12 protein-coding genes are annotated in these 16,950 nt (G+C 64.1%); 5 read left to right on the forward strand and 7 right to left on the reverse strand.

Annotated features, from left to right (window positions below):
* Nucleotides 1-435 precede the first annotated feature (435 nt).
* The 3 genes from BLT09_RS07485 to BLT09_RS07495 all read right to left on the reverse strand — a co-directional run bounded on the left by BLT09_RS07485 (nt 436) and on the right by BLT09_RS07495 (nt 5,170).
* Nucleotides 436-1,212, reverse strand: coding sequence for an ABC transporter substrate-binding protein (locus BLT09_RS07485; protein ID WP_091591863.1), 777 nt, complete (start codon nt 1,210-1,212; stop codon nt 436-438).
* A 117-nt stretch (nt 1,213-1,329) separates the two neighbouring features.
* Nucleotides 1,330-3,075: a hydantoinase B/oxoprolinase family protein gene (locus tag BLT09_RS07490; protein WP_091591865.1), complete on the reverse strand. Its 1,746-nt coding sequence runs from the start codon at nt 3,073-3,075 to the stop codon at nt 1,330-1,332.
* Nucleotide 3,076: 1 nt separating this feature from the next.
* Nucleotides 3,077-5,170: a hydantoinase/oxoprolinase family protein gene (locus tag BLT09_RS07495; RefSeq protein ID WP_091591867.1), complete on the reverse strand. Its 2,094-nt coding sequence runs from the start codon at nt 5,168-5,170 to the stop codon at nt 3,077-3,079.
* Nucleotides 5,171-5,392: 222 nt separating this feature from the next.
* On the opposite strand from BLT09_RS07495, the gene BLT09_RS07500 reads away from it, so the two are divergent.
* The 5 genes from BLT09_RS07500 (at nt 5,393) to BLT09_RS07525 (ending at nt 12,451) form a co-directional block, all read left to right on the forward strand.
* Complete coding sequence (locus BLT09_RS07500) at nt 5,393-6,220, forward strand: ferredoxin--NADP reductase (RefSeq protein WP_091591868.1); 828 nt, start codon at nt 5,393-5,395, stop codon at nt 6,218-6,220.
* Between the two features lie 545 nt (nt 6,221-6,765).
* Nucleotides 6,766-7,830, forward strand: coding sequence for a deoxyribose-phosphate aldolase (gene deoC, locus BLT09_RS07505; protein WP_091591870.1), 1,065 nt, complete (start codon nt 6,766-6,768; stop codon nt 7,828-7,830).
* A gap of 229 nt (nt 7,831-8,059) precedes the next feature.
* Nucleotides 8,060-10,432, forward strand: coding sequence for an aldehyde dehydrogenase family protein (locus tag BLT09_RS07510; protein WP_091591872.1), 2,373 nt, complete (start codon nt 8,060-8,062; stop codon nt 10,430-10,432).
* Nucleotides 10,433-10,812: 380 nt separating this feature from the next.
* Nucleotides 10,813-11,544, forward strand: a complete 732-nt coding sequence (locus tag BLT09_RS07520) for an SDR family oxidoreductase (protein WP_091591874.1) — start codon at nt 10,813-10,815, stop codon at nt 11,542-11,544.
* 61 nt (nt 11,545-11,605) lie between these two features.
* A complete protein-coding gene (locus BLT09_RS07525) occupies nt 11,606-12,451 on the forward strand; it encodes a fumarylacetoacetate hydrolase family protein (protein ID WP_091591875.1) in 846 nt (281 codons plus the stop codon).
* 165 nt (nt 12,452-12,616) lie between these two features.
* Here the strand turns inward: BLT09_RS07525 and BLT09_RS07530 are convergent, their stop codons facing one another.
* The 4 genes from BLT09_RS07530 to BLT09_RS07555 form a co-directional block, all read right to left on the reverse strand.
* On the reverse strand, nt 12,617-13,615 hold the full coding sequence (locus tag BLT09_RS07530; RefSeq protein ID WP_091591877.1) for an ABC transporter ATP-binding protein: 999 nt from the start codon (nt 13,613-13,615) through the stop codon (nt 12,617-12,619).
* A 265-nt stretch (nt 13,616-13,880) separates the two neighbouring features.
* Complete coding sequence (locus BLT09_RS07540; protein ID WP_091591879.1) at nt 13,881-14,942, reverse strand: Gfo/Idh/MocA family protein; 1,062 nt, start codon at nt 14,940-14,942, stop codon at nt 13,881-13,883.
* Nucleotides 14,939-15,778, reverse strand: coding sequence for a carbohydrate ABC transporter permease (locus tag BLT09_RS07545; RefSeq protein ID WP_023801468.1), 840 nt, complete (start codon nt 15,776-15,778; stop codon nt 14,939-14,941). The genes BLT09_RS07540 and BLT09_RS07545 overlap by 4 nt, the downstream gene beginning before the upstream one ends.
* Before the next feature lie 242 nt (nt 15,779-16,020).
* The gene (locus BLT09_RS07555; RefSeq protein ID WP_091591880.1) at nt 16,021-16,944 is read right to left on the reverse strand and encodes a carbohydrate ABC transporter permease; all 924 of its coding nucleotides are present in this window, start codon (nt 16,942-16,944) and stop codon (nt 16,021-16,023) included.
* Nucleotides 16,945-16,950 lie beyond the last annotated feature (6 nt).

Raw genomic sequence — 16,950 nt, forward strand, 5'->3', positions numbered from 1 at the left:
TGACCTTCGTGCCATGTGCCTGTCGCATCTACGGCCGCACCCTCCGGGGTGATATCGGGCTTCGGGTCCATGCGCCCCCTCGCCCGGTTGCGGCCGCCTCATATGCGCTTGCTGTTCGTCAGGCCGGCACTTTGCTTGCAGCTTCCTTCAGACCCCGCCTCGCGGCGACGCCCTTGCTGTTCGGCTAGCGGTTCCCATCACCCGGGCCCGCAGAGGACTTGCACCTCCAAGTCACCTCGACCGCCACCACAGCGGCCGAAACAGCGCCAGTCACGGCGCTACGCGCCATGCCTGGCGCACGCATGGATCCTGGGGTCTGCGCCGCGTCGCTTCGCTCCTTGCTTCGCCCCAGGATGACGAAAGCGATGTAGCGATGAGGGGCAGCCTACAGCGATTGCCCTGGCGTTTGAACAAGCCCCCCGCTCGGAGCCCCGCCTACTCGCCGTAGACGTCGAAGGCAAAGTACTTGTCGTTGATTTCCTTGTATTTGCCGTTGGCGCGCAGCGCGTCGATCGCCGCGTCGAGTTTTTGGGCCAGTTCCTTGTTGCCCTTCTGCAGCGCGATGCCGACGCCTGGGCCGTGGATGGCCGGGTCTGGCGCCAGGGTGCCGAGGAGCTTGCAGCAGGCGCCCTCGGGCTTTTTCAGCCATTCGGTCAGCAGGATAGAGCCGTCCATCACCGCGTCGAGGCGACCGTTGACCATGTCGGTGCGGGCGTCGTCGCCTGTCGGATAGGGCTTTATGGTCGAGCCTGCGTATTTCTGCTCGGCGAAATTCTGGTGGATCGTCGCGCTCTGCACGCCAAGCGCCTTGCCTTTCAGGTCCTCGGGCGAGGTGCCGGTGACGGTCGAATCCTTCGGCACCGCGATGGCCGGCGGCGTCTGGTAGTATTTGTGGGTGAAGTCGACCTTCTCGGCGCGTTCCGGCGTGATGGTGATGTTGATGATGGCATCGAACTTGCCGGCCTGCAGCGCCGGGATCGAGCCGTCGAAATCCTGCACGACGAACTCGCACTCGGTCTTCATCTCGGCGCACAGCGCCTTGCCGAGATCGATGTCGAAGCCGCCCAGCGTGCCGTCGGCATTGGCATAGTTGAAAGGCGGATAGGCGCCCTCGGTGCCAAGCCTGAGTTTCTTGTCCTGGGCGGAGGCAGCACCGGTGGCGACAGCCATGGCGACGGACGCGGCAGCCAAGAAACGACCGAAAAGGCGCATGATCCAGATCTCCGTTGATGGGCCTGAGTCTACGGGGTTTTGTGGGCGCGGCGAAGACGGAAACGACATGCGCGGCGGCGATCACGGCGCGGCAAGGCCGATTGGCGGCTTCGGCGGTCAGCCGGCTGCTCGTGCCCGCTCGGTGGCGGCGTGGTCGATTGCCGACCCGTCGGCGGAAAGAGCGACGCCAAATTTCTCGCTGGCCTGTTCGGGCGTGTAATAGCCCAGGGCGACATCCCGCAGCACCAGTTCCGGATCGCGCTGCAGGGGATCGCCATAGCCGCCGCCGCCGGGCGTGCCGACGCGCACGCGGTCGCCGGCCCTCAGCGCGATGTCCTGCTCCTTGGAGAGATGCGGCGGCACATGTTCCCTGCCGTCGCGAAAAACGGTCACCATGTTGACCGCGCCGTCCCTGCCGCCGAGCGCGCCTTGCGGGCCGAAACGGCCGTGGTCCATGACGAAGGAGGCGCGGGCGTCGCCGCGCAGGATCTCGACCTCATAGGCGAGGCCAAAACCGCCGCGATGCCTGCCGGCGCCGCCCGAGCCCTCGCGCAGGGCATAGTGGCGATAGAGCACCGGAAACGCCTGCTCCATGATCTCGACCGGCGGCGATTTTGAAATGCCAATGGTTGAGCAGCCATTGGTCAGGCCGTCATGACCGGCATTGCCGCCATAGCCGCCGCCGGAGATCTGGTACATGACGTAATCGCGGCCGCGCGCCGGATCGTTGCCGCCGAGCGCGAAATTGCCGCTGGAGCCGGCCGGAGCCGCCGTCACCTTGTCGGGCAGTGCCTGCACCATCGCCGCGAATACTGCCTCGGCGATGCGCTGCGAAACCTCGGCCGCACAGCCCGACACCGGGCGCGGGTATCTGGCGTCGAGGAAAGTGCCTTCCGGCCGCTTGACGATCAGCGGCTCGAAGGCGCCGGCGCTGATCGGCACATCGGGGAAAATGTGGCGCATGGCGAGATAGACCGACGACAAGGTCGTCGCCAGGACGCTGTTCATCGGTCCGGCGCAAGGTTTTGACGAGCCCGAAAAATCGAAGCTGAGCGTGTCGCCTTGTTTCTCCACCGCCAGCGCAATGGTCAGCGGCTCGTTCACCACCCCGTCGGAATCGACAAAGGCCTTGGAGCGATAGATGCCGTCGGGAATGGCCGATATGTTGGCGCGCATCTGCTCGGCGGCGCGGCGGCGCAGTTCGGCGATCGCCTCGACGACCGTTTCGTCACCGTAACGATCCAGGATTCCATTGAGCCGGTCCTGGCCGATCAGCAGTGCCGCCGCCTGCGCGCGGATGTCGCCGATGCGCTGGTCGGCAACCCGGATGTTGGAGCAGATGATGGCGTAGATCTCGCGGTCGAGCACGCCCTGCTTGAACAGTTTCACCGGCGGCAGCCGCAGGCCTTCCTGTTCGACCGCCGTTGCCGAGGCAGAAAAACCGCCCGGCACCGAGCCGCCGATGTCGGGCCAGTGGCCGGTGTTCGACAGCCAGCAGAAAATTCTTCCGTCCCTATAGACCGGCATGGCGAAGCGCACATCCATCAGATGGGTGCCGCCGAGATAGGGGTCGTTGACGATGTAGATATCGCCTGGCTCGGGCGGCAGGCAGCGACCGTCGGCGATCATCTCGATCACCGTCCTGGTCGAATACTGCATGACGCCGACGAACACCGGCAGGCCCTGGCTGCCTTGTGCGATCAGCGATCCATCGACGGCCGAATAGATGCCGTCGGAGCGGTCGTTGGCCTCGGCAATGACCGGCGAGAAGGCGGCGCGCGAAAAGGACAGGTCCATCTCGTCGCAGACCTGCTGCAGCGCCGCCTGGATGACCGAAAGCGTGATGGCGTCGAGCTCTTGCATCTCAGGCCCTCCACTCATTGCCGATGTCGATGATGATGTTGCCGTCGGCGTCCGAGCGCGCCCGGTCGCCGGGCTCGAGCACGGTGGTCGCGTCCATCTGTTCGAGGATTGCAGGGCCTGCGATGACGGCGTCGAGCGGCAGCTTTTCCCTGACATAGACCGGCGTGTCGTGCCAGCGCCCGCCATACCAGACCGGCCGGATCTCGCGGCGCGCCTCATCAAGCGTTTTGGCGCGGCCAGCCGGGTCGATCAGCCGCGAAAGATCGATCGCCGGCCGCACGCCGGTGACCGAGGTGTTGAGGTTGACCAGATTGGCGCGGATTTCCGGCAGCTCGACCTTGAAGCGGGCGAAATAGGCCTTTTCGAACAGCTGCTGCAGGACGGCGCGCGTCACCGAAGACGACGGCAGCGGCACGTTGATGATGTGGGTCTGGCCGACGAACTGCATGTCGGCGGAATGGGTGACGCGGATCGTCTCCGGCTTCACTGCCTCTTTGCCGATCAGCTCTTCACCTTCGTTTCGGTGCCGTTCCAATATCTCGTGAAGCTGGATTTCATCGAGTCCGGCCACCGGCTGGTTGACGGTGTTGACGAAATCGTGCCTGAGATCGGCGACGACGCAGCCGAGCGCATTGGTGATACCCGGCCGCGCCGGCACCAGCACTTTGGGCAGGCCGAGTTCGCGCGCCAGTGCCGTCGCATGCAGCGGCCCTGCGCCGCCGAAGGCGAACAGCGCGAAATCGCGCGGGTCGTGGCCGCGCGACACCGAGACCATGCGGATGGCGCCGGCCATCTTGATGTTGCCGAGCCGCAGCACCGCACCCGCCGCCTCGACGCCGGACAGGCCGGTGGGGCGGCCGATCCTGTCTTCGAATATGCCGGTGACGTGCTCTGATGTGACCGGATTTTCGACGGCGAGCAGCTTTTTCGGCGCCAGCCGGCCGAGCACCAGATTGGCATCGGTGATGGTCGGCTCGCTGCCGCCGCGTCCGTAGCAGATCGGGCCGGGATTGGCGCCGGCGCTTTCCGGGCCGATCTGGATCAGGCCGGCCGCATCGACGCGGGCGATCGAGCCGCCGCCGGCGCCGACCGTGTGCACCGCCACCATCGGCACATGGATCGGCATCGCATATTCGATCTCGATCTCGTTCGACACCGCCGGTTCGGCATTGCGGATCAGCGCCACGTCGGTCGAGGTGCCGCCCATGTCGTAGGTGACCAGATTTTCGAAGCCGGCGCGTTTTCCGGTATAGGCGGCGGCGATGACGCCGGAGGCCGGGCCGGACATCACGGTCTTGGCCGATTCACGGGTGACGAAGCGGGCCGAGATCATGCCGCCATTGCCGTTCATGATCAGGAAGTCGCGGGCATAGCCTTTCGACCCCAATTCCTTGCGCAGCCGCTCGACATAGCGCTCGAGGATCGGCTGCACCGAGGCGTTGACCGAAGCGGTAACGCCGCGCTCGAATTCGCGCGCTTCCGACAGCAGCGCATGGCCTGTCGTGATGTAGCTGTTCGGCCAAAGCGCGGCGGCGATCTCGGCGGCGCGCCGCTCATGCGCCGGATTGGCGTAGGAATGCAGGAAATGGATGACGAGCGATTCGCAGCCGGCCGCGATCAATTGTGAAACCGCCGCCCGCATCTCGGCTTCGTCGAGCGGGATGCGCACCGCGCCCGAGGCTTCGACGCGCTCCGACACTTCAAGCCGCAGATTGCGCGGAATGATCGGGACGAAGGTTCCGGTCATGCCATAGGCCTGCGGCCGCGTCCGCCGGCCAAGCTCGATAACGTCGCGAAAACCGCGCGTGGTGATCATGCCGGTTTTGGCGAGCCGGCGTTCGAGCACTGCGTTGGTGGTGGTGGTCGTGCCGTGCACGATGAGGTCGATGCCGCGGATGGGAAAACCGGTGGCGTCGAGCGCCGAAACGACGCCGAAGGCCTGGTTGTCGATGGTGGTCGGGGTCTTGGCGATATGCACCTTGCCGCCATCACGGCCGTCGATCAGAAGCAGGTCGGTAAAGGTTCCGCCGACATCGATGCCGGCGACGACGCTGCCCGAGGAATCCAGCGTCTGCGCCGAAAAATTCTCTTCCATTGTCGAAACCCGAAATGTCAGGACTACAGATATGTCTCAGTTTGGAAAGGTGTTTCAGCCTGGCGTCTTGACGCAAATATCATTTGTATACTAATAAATTCCGGACACAAGAGCTTACCGCTTGGCAGTGTGCAAACGGCACGCCGGAACCTGATTCGGTTCGGGCGCGCAGGAGAAAGTTTGGCGTCAGCGCCCTCGGGTTGGGCCAAAAGGTTAGGTTTGATGAACACCACATCCGCGCTCAACACCGCCGGCGCCCGGCCGCTGCAGTTCCCGATTCCGGCCAATGTCTATGCCGAAACCGTCGTCTCGGTGAAGCATTATACCGACCGGCTGTTTTCGTTCCGCATCACCCGGCCGCAGTCGCTGCGCTTCCGCTCCGGCGAGTTCGTCATGATCGGCCTGCCCAATGCCGAAAAGCCGGTGTTCCGTGCCTATTCGATCGCCAGCCCGGCCTGGGACGACGAGCTGGAATTTTTTTCGATCAAGGTGCCGGACGGCCCGCTGACCTCTGAGCTGCAGAAGATCGAGATCGGCGACACCGTCATCATGCGGCAAAAATCGACCGGCACGCTGGTGGTCGACGCGCTGACCCCGGCCAAGCGGCTGTTCATGATCTCGACCGGCACCGGCATCGCGCCCTTCGCCAGCCTGCTGCGCGATCCCGATACTTTTGAGAAATTCGAGCAGGTTGTGCTGACCCACACCTGCCGCGACAATGCCGAACTGACCTACGGCCAGGAGCTGGTTGCAGAGCTGGAGAACGACCCGCTGATCGGCGAGCTGACCGGCGGCCGCGTCACGCTCTACAATTCGACAACGCGCGAAACCTCCGAGCGCATGGGCCGCATCACCGCGCTGATCGGCTCGGGAAAATTCTATGCCGATCTCGGCATCGACAAGCTCGATCCGGAGACCGACCGCATCATGATCTGCGGCTCGATGCACATGCTCAGGGATGTCAAGGAACTGGCCGAAAGCCTCGGCTTCGAGGAAGGCTCGCTGCATCATCCGGCAAGCTTCGTCGTCGAGCGCGCGTTTGTCGGGTAGAGCCTCGACACAGTTCGGTCGAGCGCCACGACGGTGCTGAACCTTTGACGTCGGCGGGACAGCGCCCCCCTCTGTCCTGCCGGACATCTCCCCCACTTGGGGGGAGATCGGCTGTGATCCCGGCTTTCGCCAATTGTCTAAGTTGCAGGATTGAGCGGAGCGGCCAAGCTGCCAATCTCCCCCCTCGTGGGGGAGATGTCCGGCAGGACAGAGGGGGGCGCCAAGGATCGCTACAGATCAGCATTTATCCTGAGCCGCTGCATTCTCCGGCTGGCGTAACGGCATGGATCCTAGGGTCTGCGCCGCGTCGCTTCGCTCCTTGCTTCGCCCTAGGATGACGAAGGCATGGGGGCTTACGGCTAATCGCAAATGTTGCAGGCCTTTTTGATGCGGTGGGAAGGATCGCTACTGCTTTCATTCTACGCCGCCGCGCTGTTCGGCTGATGTCACGGCAGGCTTTTTCAACTATGACCGCCTGAAGGACTCGTGAAGCGCTGCTTCACGGTCTATCTTCGACCGCAAGTCGTCGAACAAAGGGGCAGGAGATGAGCAGCACCAGCCGCGAAGCAGAGCTTAGTACCGACAGATTGGGACCTTCCAAAATCACGCCGCTGCCGGCGCGCACCGCTGCCAATGCGCCGGTGCCGCAAGCGCACGGCATTGCCCGCAACCCCGGCATGAAGCTCGATCTCGGCTTCATGGAATCGATGCGCAGCGTCAACCGCTCGGCGCTGGAACGGCGTGTCGCCAGCCTGACCAAGCGGCGCTCGATCAAGGCCGACAACCAGGCCGCCTGGCTGCTGCGCGCCGTCGCCTGCATGGACCTGACGACGCTGAACTCGAACGACACCGACGAGCGCGTGCGCCGGCTCTGCGCCAAGGCGGTCAATCCGTTCCGCCGCGACATCGTCGAAGGCCTCGGCATTGCGGGTGAAAAGATCCGCCCGGCGGCGGTCTGCGTCTATCATCCCTTCGTCGCCACCGCCGTCGATGCGCTGCGCGGCAGCGGCATCCATGTCGCCGCCGTATCCACCGCCTTTCCGCACGGCCTCACCCCGCTGTCGACGCGGCTGCAGGAGATCGAAGCGTCGGTGAGCGACGGCGCCGACGAGATCGACGTCGTCATTCCGCGCGGCCTGGTCTTCGCCGCGAAATGGCAGGAACTCTACAACGAAATCGTTACGATGCGCGCCGCCTGCGGCGAGGCGCATCTCAAGGTGATTCTCGGCACCGGCGACCTCGCCACGCTGCGCAACGTCATGCTTGCCTCGATGGTGGCGATGATGGCGGGCGCGGATTTCATAAAGACGTCGACCGGCAAGGAAAGCGTCAACGCGACGCTGCCGGTCGGCCTCGCCATGGTGCGCGCCATCCGCGCCTATTTCGAGGAGACCGGCTACCTCATCGGCTTCAAGCCGGCCGGCGGCATTTCGACCGCCAAGGCTTCGCTCGACTGGCTGGTGCTGATGAAGGAAGAGCTTGGCCGGCGGTGGCTGGAGCCGGACCTGTTCCGCTTCGGCGCGTCGAGCCTTTTGACCGACATCGAGCGCCAGCTCGAACACCATCTGACCGGTCATTATTCGGCCAACCATCGCCACGCAATGGCGTGAGGCGGGAGGTCTTGGACGTGGAGTTCTGTGGCGCCCCCCTCTGTCCTGCCGGACATCTCCCCCACTTGGGGGGAGATTGGCTGTTTCGCCGGCGGCGCCTCTTTTTTCGAGGTTGGCCGTTGGCGAAATCAAAGTTGAAGGCCGATCTCCCCCCTTGTGGGGGAGATGTCCGGCAGGACAGAGGGGGGCGCCAAGGAACGCCCACCAAGACAATTATCGGGAGCGCTCCATGAACATTCTCGAACGCTATCACGCCATGGACTACGGTCCGGCGCCGGAGGCCCGCAATGAGGCCGATGCCTGGCTTGCCGCGCGTGATTTTTCCAAGGCGCTGTTCATCGGCGGCGACTGGAAAGCGGCCGGCGGCGGCAAGACTTTTGATACCAGCGACCCGTCTTCGGGAAAATTGCTGGCCAAGGTGTCTGATGCCGGCGCTGCCGAGATCGACGCGGCGGTTTCGGCTGCGGCCAAGGCGCTGCCGAAATGGGCCGCAGCCACCGGCTACCAACGCGCCAAAGTGCTCTATGCCATCGGCCGCGCCATGCAGCGTCACCAGCGGCTGTTCGCGGTGCTGGAATCGATCGACAACGGCAAGCCGATCCGCGAAAGCCGCGACATCGACGTGCCGCTGGCCATCCGCCATTTCATCCATCATGCCGGCTGGGCGCAGGCGCTGGACAAGGATTTTCCGGGTCAGAAGGGCGTCGGCGTCGTCGGCCAGATCATCCCGTGGAACTTTCCGCTTTTGATGCTGGCCTGGAAGATCGCGCCGGCGCTCGCCGCCGGCTGCGCGATAGTGCTCAAGCCGGCCGAGTTCACGCCGCTTACCGCCATCCTGTTCGCCGAGATCTGCGAACGATCCGGCGTGCCGAAGGGTGTCGTCAACATCGTCCAGGGCGGACCCGAAGCGGGAGCGGCCATCGTCAACCATCCCGGCATTCAGAAGATCGCCTTCACCGGTTCGTCCGAGGTCGGCAAGATCATCCGCAAAGCCACTGCCGGGTTGGGGAAAAAAATATCGCTGGAACTTGGCGGCAAATCGGCCTTCGTCGTCTTCGAGGACGCCGACCTCGACAGCGCCGTCGAGGGATTGGTCGACGGCATCTGGTTCAACCAGGGCCAGGTCTGCTGCGCCGGCTCGCGCCTGCTGGTGCAGGAAGGCATCGCCGAGGCTTTCATCGCCAAGGTCAAGACGCGGATGAGCCGGCTGCGTGTCGGCAGCCCGCTCGACAAGAACACCGATATCGGCCCGCTGGTCGACTTGACCCAGCTCGATCGCGTCAAGGGCCTGGTCGCCGAAGGCGCCAAGCAGGGCGCCGTCTGCTGGCAGCCGGACGTGGCGCTGCCGTCCTCCGGCTATTACCATTTGCCGACGCTGGCGACAGGCGTTTCGCCGGCCAACATCCTGGCGCAGGAAGAGGTGTTCGGCCCGGTGCTGGCGACCATGACCTTCCGCAACACCGAGGAAGCGATCGAGCTCGCCAACAACACGCGTTATGGCCTGGCCGCCTCGGTGTGGAGCGAGAACGTCAACCTTGCGCTGCACGTCGCGCCGCAATTGAAGGCCGGCGTCGTCTGGGTCAACGGCACCAACATGTTCGACGCCGCCTGCGGCTTCGGCGGCTACCGCGAGAGCGGCTTTGGCCGCGAAGGCGGGCGCGAGGGCATGCTCGAATATCTCTCGGCAAAGCTGCCGCTCGGCCCGGCCATCAAGCCGGCACCGGCTACGACAAAACCTGTCGAGCGGGCGGAAGGCGACGCCATCGACCGCACGGCAAAGCTGTTCATCGGCGGCAAGCAGGTGCGGCCGGACGGCAATTATTCGCTTGCCGTCGCCACCGCCAAGGGCAAGCTTGCCGGCGAGGTCGGTCTCGGCAGCCGCAAGGATATTCGCGATGCCGTCGCGGCTGCACGTGCCTGCAAGGCCTGGCCGGAGGCGACCGCCTACAACCGCAGCCAGGTGCTGTATTATCTGGCCGAAAACCTGTCCGGCCGTGTCGATGAATTTGGCGCGCGCCTCACGGAGCTTACCGGCGCCACCGCCAAGGCCGCGCGCGACGAGGTCGACCAATCGATCGAGCGGCTGTTCCTCTATGCCGGCCTGGCCGACAAGTTCGAGGGCCGCGTCCACCAGCCGCCGGCCCGCGCCGTCACGCTGGCGCTGCATGAGCCGGTCGGCGTCGTCGGCATCGTGGTATCAGACAATGCGCCTTTGCTCGGCCTGATCTCGCTGGTGGCGCCGGCGCTGGCCATGGGCAACACCGTGGTCGCGGTGCCTTCGGAAAAATATCCGCTGCTTGCCACCGATCTCTACCAGGTCATCGAATATTCCGACGTTCCGGCCGGCGCCATCAACATCGTCACCGGCCGCAGCGCCGAGCTCGCCGGCGTGCTGGCCAGGCATGACGATGTCGACGGGCTCTGGCTGTTCGCCGATGCCGAGACCTGCGCCAGGGCCGAAGCCGACTCCGTCGGGAATCTCAAGCGTGTCTGGACCGGCAATGGCCGCAGCCTCGACTGGACGTCGACCGAGGCAGCCGGCGATGCGTTGCTGCGCCGTGCCGTCGAGGTCAAGAACGTCTGGGTGCCCTACGGCGACTGAGCGTGGTGTCGATTGTCGACGTCGGCGCCGCCCCTCATTGCCCTGCCGGGCATTTCTCCCCGTATAGTGACGGGGAGAAAGGGCTGGCCGCAGCCTCGGCGCACATTCTACAGCGTTGGATTTTGGCGAAAACCATCGATGACAGCGCCCCTCTCCCCGTCACTATGCGGGGAGAGGATGCCGGCAGGCAGGTGAGGGGCGGCACCAAAGCCCGGAAAGGCTGGGAGATCTCCGGGGCTTGACGGGCCAAAAGATGTTCTTTACCGAGAAAAAACATTTGGCCTGCAGGCGAGCATCGGAATAGGCGGCATGGTAGCTGGCACATTGCGCCTTGGCCGCGTGCCGGTAAGAACCGGCGGCCACAGAGGGAGAAAAAAGGCATGGCGGATCTGGCAGGCAAGATCGTTGTCGTCACGGCGGCAGCGCAAGGCATCGGCCGGGCGAGCGCGCTGGCTTTCGCCAAGGCGGGCGCTGTCGTCCACGCCACCGACATCAACGAGGTGCTGCTCGCCGAACTCGGCAAGACCCCCGGGATCAACACCCGCAAGCTCGACGTGCTGAACGACGAGGCGGTCGAAACTGCCTTCGCCGAGATCGGCGCCGTCGATGTGCTGTTCAACTGCGCCGGCTTCGTCCACTCCGGATCGATCCTCGAGATGAAGGACGCCGATCTTGATTTTGCCTATGATCTCAACGTCCGCTCGATGATCCGCACCATCCGCGCGGTGCTGCCCGGCATGCTGGAGCGCGGCGACGGCTCGATCATCAACATGGCGTCGCTGGCCGGCTCGACCAAGGGCGTGCCCAACCGCTTCGTCTATGGGCTGACCAAGGCTGCCGTCATCGGGCTGACCAAATCGGTCGCCGCCGACTATGTCGGCAAGGGCATACGCTGCAACGCCATTTGCCCGGGCACGGTCGAGAGCCCGTCGCTGGAGGACCGCATGCATGCGCAGGGCGACTACGAGGCAGCCCGCGCCGCCTTCATCGCACGCCAGCCAATGGGCCGCCTCGGCACACCAGAGGAAATCGCCGATCTCGCCGTCTATCTGGCCGGCGCCACCTATACGTCGGGACAGGCTTATAATATCGACGGTGGCTGGTCGATCTAAGAGGCCATTTGAAAACTCTGAGTTTGCAAACGGCCTCTGCGCCGCAATCAGGAGAAAAAGAATGAAACTGCTGCGCTATGGCGAAGCGGGGAGCGAACGCCCCGGCCTGCTCGATGCGGATGGAACGATCCGCGACCTCTCCGGCCATGTCACCGACATTGCCGGCAAGGCGCTCGACCCGGCATCGCTCGAGACATTGTCGAAGCTCGATCCGCAATCGCTGCCGGCGGTTTCCGGCAATCCGCGTATCGGCGCCTGCGTCGCCGGCACCGGCAAATTCATCTGCATCGGCCTCAACTATTCCGACCACGCCGCCGAGACCGGCGCCACCGTGCCGCCGGAGCCGATCATCTTCATGAAGGCAAGCTCGGCCATCGTCGGGCCCGACGACGACGTGCTGATCCCGCGCGGCTCGGTCAAGACCGACTGGGAAGTCGAGCTTGGCGTGGTCATCGGCAAAACCGCCAAATACGTCACCGAGGCCGAGGCGCTGGATTATGTCGCCGGCTACTGCGTCGCGCATGACGTGTCCGAGCGCGCCTTCCAGGCCGAGCGCCAGGGCCAGTGGACCAAGGGCAAGTCCTGCGACACCTTTGGGCCGATCGGCCCGTGGCTGGTGACCAAGGACGAGATCCAGGACCCGCAGAACATCCCGATGTGGCTGAAGGTCAACGGCAAGACGATGCAGAACGGCTCGACCAAAACCATGGTCTATGGCGTCGCCCACCTGGTCTCCTATCTCAGCCAGTTCATGTCGCTGCATCCTGGCGACATCATCTCGACCGGCACGCCGCCCGGCGTTGGGCTGGGCATGAAGCCGCCGGTGTTCCTGAAGCCCGGCGACGTCGTCGAGCTCGGCATCGAAGGGCTGGGCATGCAGAAGCAGACGTTCAAGGCGGACGAGTAGGGGCGCTCTGCCTTCTCCCCTTGTGGGAGAAGGTGGCCGCGAAGCGGTCGGATGAGGGGTGCTCCAGCTTGGCACCGACAGCACTCCGTCCAACACCCCTCATCCGTCTCGGCGCTGCGCGCCGATCCACCTTGTTCCACAGGGGGAGAAGGAGAAAGGGGCGCGCTACTTCAGCACCTTGCCATCCGCTCCAAACCGATAAGTCTTCGCCGGATCCGGCGTCGCATAAAGCGTCGCTCCCGGCTCGGCGTTGTAGACGCCAAAAATGCGCACGGTGATCAGGCCGGCCTTTTCGCAGTCGAGATAGAGGTTGGTGTCGGCGCCGAGGTGCTCGGCATGGACGACCGTGCCTTTCCAGGCGCCGGATTTCGCATCGACGGTCAAATGCTCGGGACGGACGCCGATGGTCTTGGCCGTCTCGCCAAGCCTGGCGCCGTCGACGAAATTCATCTTCGGCGAGCCGATGAAGCCGGCGACGAACTCATTCGCCGGCGCATTGTAAAGCTCCATCGGTCCGCCGATCTGCTCGATCTTGCCCGCGTTGAGCACGACGATCTTGTCGGCCAGCGTCATCGCCTCGACCTGGTCGTGGGTGACATAGATCATCGTCGCCTTCAGCCGGCGATGCAGCTGCGCGATCTCCAGCCTGGTGTTGACGCGCAGTGCGGCATCGAGGTTGGACAAAGGCTCGTCGAACAGGAAAAGCTTGGGCTCACGCACCACGGCGCGGCCGATGGCGACGCGCTGGCGCTGGCCGCCGGACAGCTCGGCCGGCCGCCTGGCCAGATACGGCTCCAGCGACAGCATCGAGGAGGCGATGCCAATGCGGCGGTCGATCTCGGTCGCCGGCGTGCCCGCCTGCTTGAGGCCAAGGCCCATATTGTTCTTCACCGTCAAATGCGGGTAGAGCGCATAGGTCTGGAACACCATGGCGATGCCGCGCTTGGCCGGCGGGGTTGCGGAGACGTCCGCCCCGTCGATGACAACACGGCCCGAGGTCGAATCCTCCAGCCCGGCGATGACCCTGAGCAAGGTCGATTTTCCGCAGCCGGAGGGGCCGACGAAGACGACGAATTCGCCATCGGTCACTTCGAGGTTGATGCCCTTCAGCACCTCGACCGGCCCAAACGCCTTCTTCACATTCTCGATATTCAGCGAGCCCACGGCGTTCCTCCGGATTGGAATGTGGGCGCCAAGGCACCCCCCTCTGGCCTGCCCTCTTTTGGCATCTCGGCGGATGTTGGCGCCAAGGCACCCCCCTCTGGCCTGCCGGCCATCTCCCCCGCAAGGGGGGAGATTGGCAGCTTCGAGGCCTCGCGCCATTCTGCGGCGCTGATAACTAGCGAAAGCGACACCGACAGCTGATCTCCCCCCTTGCGGGGGAGATGTCCGGCAGGACAGAGGGGGGTGGCGTGGAACTCGACCCCTCTCACAATCGCACCGCCTTCCCGCTGCGCACGCTCTCGTCGGCGGCAAGGCAGACGGCGAGCGACTTCACCGCGTCGCCCATGTGGCGGGTCAGATCAATATCCTCGCGGATCGCCTTGAGCAGAAAAGCCTGTTCGCGGTCGCAGAGATCCTGATGGCCGGGTTCGCCTTCCATCGACAGCATCTCATCCGCTTTGGCGAACTTGCCGTCCGCGCCGGTCGCCGCGCTGTGCAGGCGGATCGTTGAGGTCCTGGTGTGGGTGTCGATGTCGTCGGATCTGACGCCCTCCTTCATGACGATCGACACGCAGCCGTTCGGCGAGATCACGTCCTTCACGAAGAACGCGGTTTCCGAGATCATCGGCCCCCAGCCGGCCTCGTACCAGCCGACCGAACCGTCGTCGAACAGCACCTGCAGATGGCCGTAATTGTACATTTTTGGCGCAATCTCGTCGCTCAGCCTCAGCCCCATGCCGCGTACCTCGACCGGCCTGGCGTCGGTGATCTGCAGCATCACGTCGAGATAATGCACGCCGCAATCGACGATCGGCGACGTCGTCTGCATCAACTGCTTGTGCGTCTGCCAGCTATGGCCGGAGGATTGCTGGTTGAGGTTCATGCGGAACACGTAAGGACCGCCGAGCTTGCGCGCCTCGGCGATCAGCCTGATCCAGGACGGGTGATGGCGCAGGATGTAGCCGATCACCAGTTTTCTGCCGTTGGCCTTGGCTGCCGCAACGACGCGTTTGGCATCCGCCACCGTCGTCGCCAGCGGCTTTTCGACAAAGACATGGCAGCCGGCCTCGAACGCCTTGACCGCATAGTCTGCGTGGCTGTCGGAATAGGTGGCGATGCAGGCGATATCTGGTTTTTCCTCGCGCAGCGCCTCGTCGAAGGAGCGCCTGGTGCCATAGCCGGAAAGCCCAGGCGGCAACGGCACGTCCGAGCGGTTGACCAGCGCCGCGATCTGGAAGCCGGGGTTGGTATGATAGGCCAGCGCATGGCTGCGGCCCATGTTGCCGAGCCCGGCGACGACGACGCGAAGAGATTTTTCCGAGCTCACTTGACGGCTCCCGAAGTAATGCCGCGGATCAGCTGCCGCGAGAAGATGACGTAGAGGATCAGCACCGGCATGATCGCCAGCGACAGTGCGGCCAGGATCGCGTTCCAGTTGGTGACGAACTGGCCGAGGAACAGTTGCGCGCCGAGCGTCACCGTCTTGGTCTCCTCCGACGGCGCCAGGATCAGCGGAAACCACAGATCGTTCCAGATCGGGATCATGGTGAAGACGGCGACCGTCGCCATCGACGGCCGCACCAGCGGCAGCACCAGCCGGAAGAAGATGGTGTATTCGGACAGGCCGTCGATGCGTCCGGCATTCTTCAGATCATCGGAGACCTGCTTCATGAATTCCGACAGGATGAAGACGGCGAGCGGCAGGCCTTGCGCCGTATAGACCAGGATCAGCGCCGTCAGCGTGTTGACCAGTCCGCTCGCCACCATCAATTGCAGGATGGCGACGGTGCCGAGGCGGATCGGGATCATGATGCCGAGGGCGAGATAAAGCCCCATCAGCGAATTGCCGCGAAAACGGTATTCCGACAGCGCAAAGGCGGCCATCGCGCCAAACAGCAGCACGAAGAACAGCGAAGCGACGGTGACGACAAGGCTGTTCTGGAAATAGTGGATGAAATCGCCCTGGCCGATGACGGTGGTGTAGCCGATCAGGTCGAAGGTTTTCGGGGTCGGCGGCGTCAACGGCGCGCCGAAGATGCCGGCGCGGGATTTAAACGAATTCATGATGACGATGATCACCGGAAACAGCGCGATCACCGTGTAGGTCAACAGCACCGCATGGGCGCCAATGGTGCGGGGCAGGGAGTGGGTTGCCGTGCTCATTGGAAAGTCTCCTGACGAGCTGCATTTCCAAAGGATGGCGCCAGGGCGCCCCCCTCTGTCCTGCCGGACATCTCCCCCTCAAGGGGGGAGATTGGACTGCAGCATTGCTTTCGCCACTCATCAACGTTGCAAGAGAAGTCGCCGGGCTGAAGCTGCCAATCTCCCCCCTTGAGGGGGAGATGCCAAGTGGTGGCAAAGAGGGCAGGCCAGAGGGGGGTATTCAAGCTCGACATATCGGCCCCCTAAAACTGATAGCGACGCAGGCGCGTCTGGACGAGGAACAGGTAGACGCAGACGCCGCCAAGGATGATCAGGAACATCATCGTGGCGATCGCCGCGCCCATGTTGGGATCGCCGACCTGCAGCTGGAACCCGAAGAAGGCGCGGTAGAGGAAGGTGCCGAGAATATCGGTCGAGTAATTCGGCCCGGCAAGCGCGCCTTGCGCGGTGTAGATCAGGTCGAAGGCGTTGAAATTGCCGACGAAGGTGAGGATCGAGATGATGCCGATCGACGGCAGGATCAGCGGCAGCTTGATCTTCCAGAACTGCGACATGCCGGTGATGCCGTCGCATTCGGCCGCTTCGATCACCTCCTCGGGGATCGACAGCAGCGCGGCATAGATCAGCATCATCGGGATGCCGACGAACTGCCACACCGAGATCAGGCTGAGCGTGGTCAGCGCATATTGTTCTTTGCCGAGCCACGGCGTGAACAGGCTTTTGAGGCCGACAAGATCCATCAGGTTCGGCGCCACGCCCCACAGCGGCGACAGGATCAGCTTCCAGGCGAAGCCGACGATGACGAAGGACAGGATCGTCGGCACAAAGATCGCCGTGCGGTAGAAGGCGGAGAATCTCAGCCGCGGGCTGGACAGCAGTGCGGCCAGAAGCACGCCGATCGGATTCTGCACGATCATATGGATGATGAAGAACCAGACATTGTTCCGGAGAGCGTTCCAGAAGCCCACGGACCAGTTAGGATCGCCGAACAGCGTGCGGAAGTTTGCCAGCCCCACGAAGATTTGGGACTGGTCTATGTTGCGGAACAGCGAGAGCTGTAGCGTGCCGGCCAGCGGCAGGATCATGATCGCGGAATAGACCAGCACCGCCGGCGCCAGGAAGACGACGATATGCCAGCGGAACGGTCGTTTCGGTGCTGCGGCCATGCGTTC

It is taken from the genome of Mesorhizobium muleiense (assembly GCF_900099905.1).
GTDB classification, from domain to species: Bacteria; Pseudomonadota; Alphaproteobacteria; order Rhizobiales; family Rhizobiaceae; genus Mesorhizobium; species Mesorhizobium muleiense.

What these genes read in the sequence shown, in the direction of transcription:
- BLT09_RS07525 (WP_091591875.1), top strand. Translation starts at nt 11,606, where the DNA reads ATGAAACTGCTGCGCTATGGCGAAGCGGGGAGCGAACGCCCCGGCCTG.
- BLT09_RS07500 (WP_091591868.1), top strand. Translation starts at nt 5,393, where the DNA reads ATGAACACCACATCCGCGCTCAACACCGCCGGCGCCCGGCCGCTGCAG.
- BLT09_RS07490 (WP_091591865.1), bottom strand. Translation starts at nt 3,075, where the DNA reads ATGCAAGAGCTCGACGCCATCACGCTTTCGGTCATCCAGGCGGCGCTG.
- BLT09_RS07510 (WP_091591872.1), top strand. Translation starts at nt 8,060, where the DNA reads ATGAACATTCTCGAACGCTATCACGCCATGGACTACGGTCCGGCGCCG.
- BLT09_RS07495 (WP_091591867.1), bottom strand. Translation starts at nt 5,170, where the DNA reads ATGGAAGAGAATTTTTCGGCGCAGACGCTGGATTCCTCGGGCAGCGTC.
- BLT09_RS07545 (WP_023801468.1), bottom strand. Translation starts at nt 15,778, where the DNA reads ATGAGCACGGCAACCCACTCCCTGCCCCGCACCATTGGCGCCCATGCG.
- deoC (WP_091591870.1), top strand. Translation starts at nt 6,766, where the DNA reads ATGAGCAGCACCAGCCGCGAAGCAGAGCTTAGTACCGACAGATTGGGA.
- BLT09_RS07485 (WP_091591863.1), bottom strand. Translation starts at nt 1,212, where the DNA reads ATGCGCCTTTTCGGTCGTTTCTTGGCTGCCGCGTCCGTCGCCATGGCT.
- BLT09_RS07520 (WP_091591874.1), top strand. Translation starts at nt 10,813, where the DNA reads ATGGCGGATCTGGCAGGCAAGATCGTTGTCGTCACGGCGGCAGCGCAA.
- BLT09_RS07555 (WP_091591880.1), bottom strand. Translation starts at nt 16,944, where the DNA reads ATGGCCGCAGCACCGAAACGACCGTTCCGCTGGCATATCGTCGTCTTC.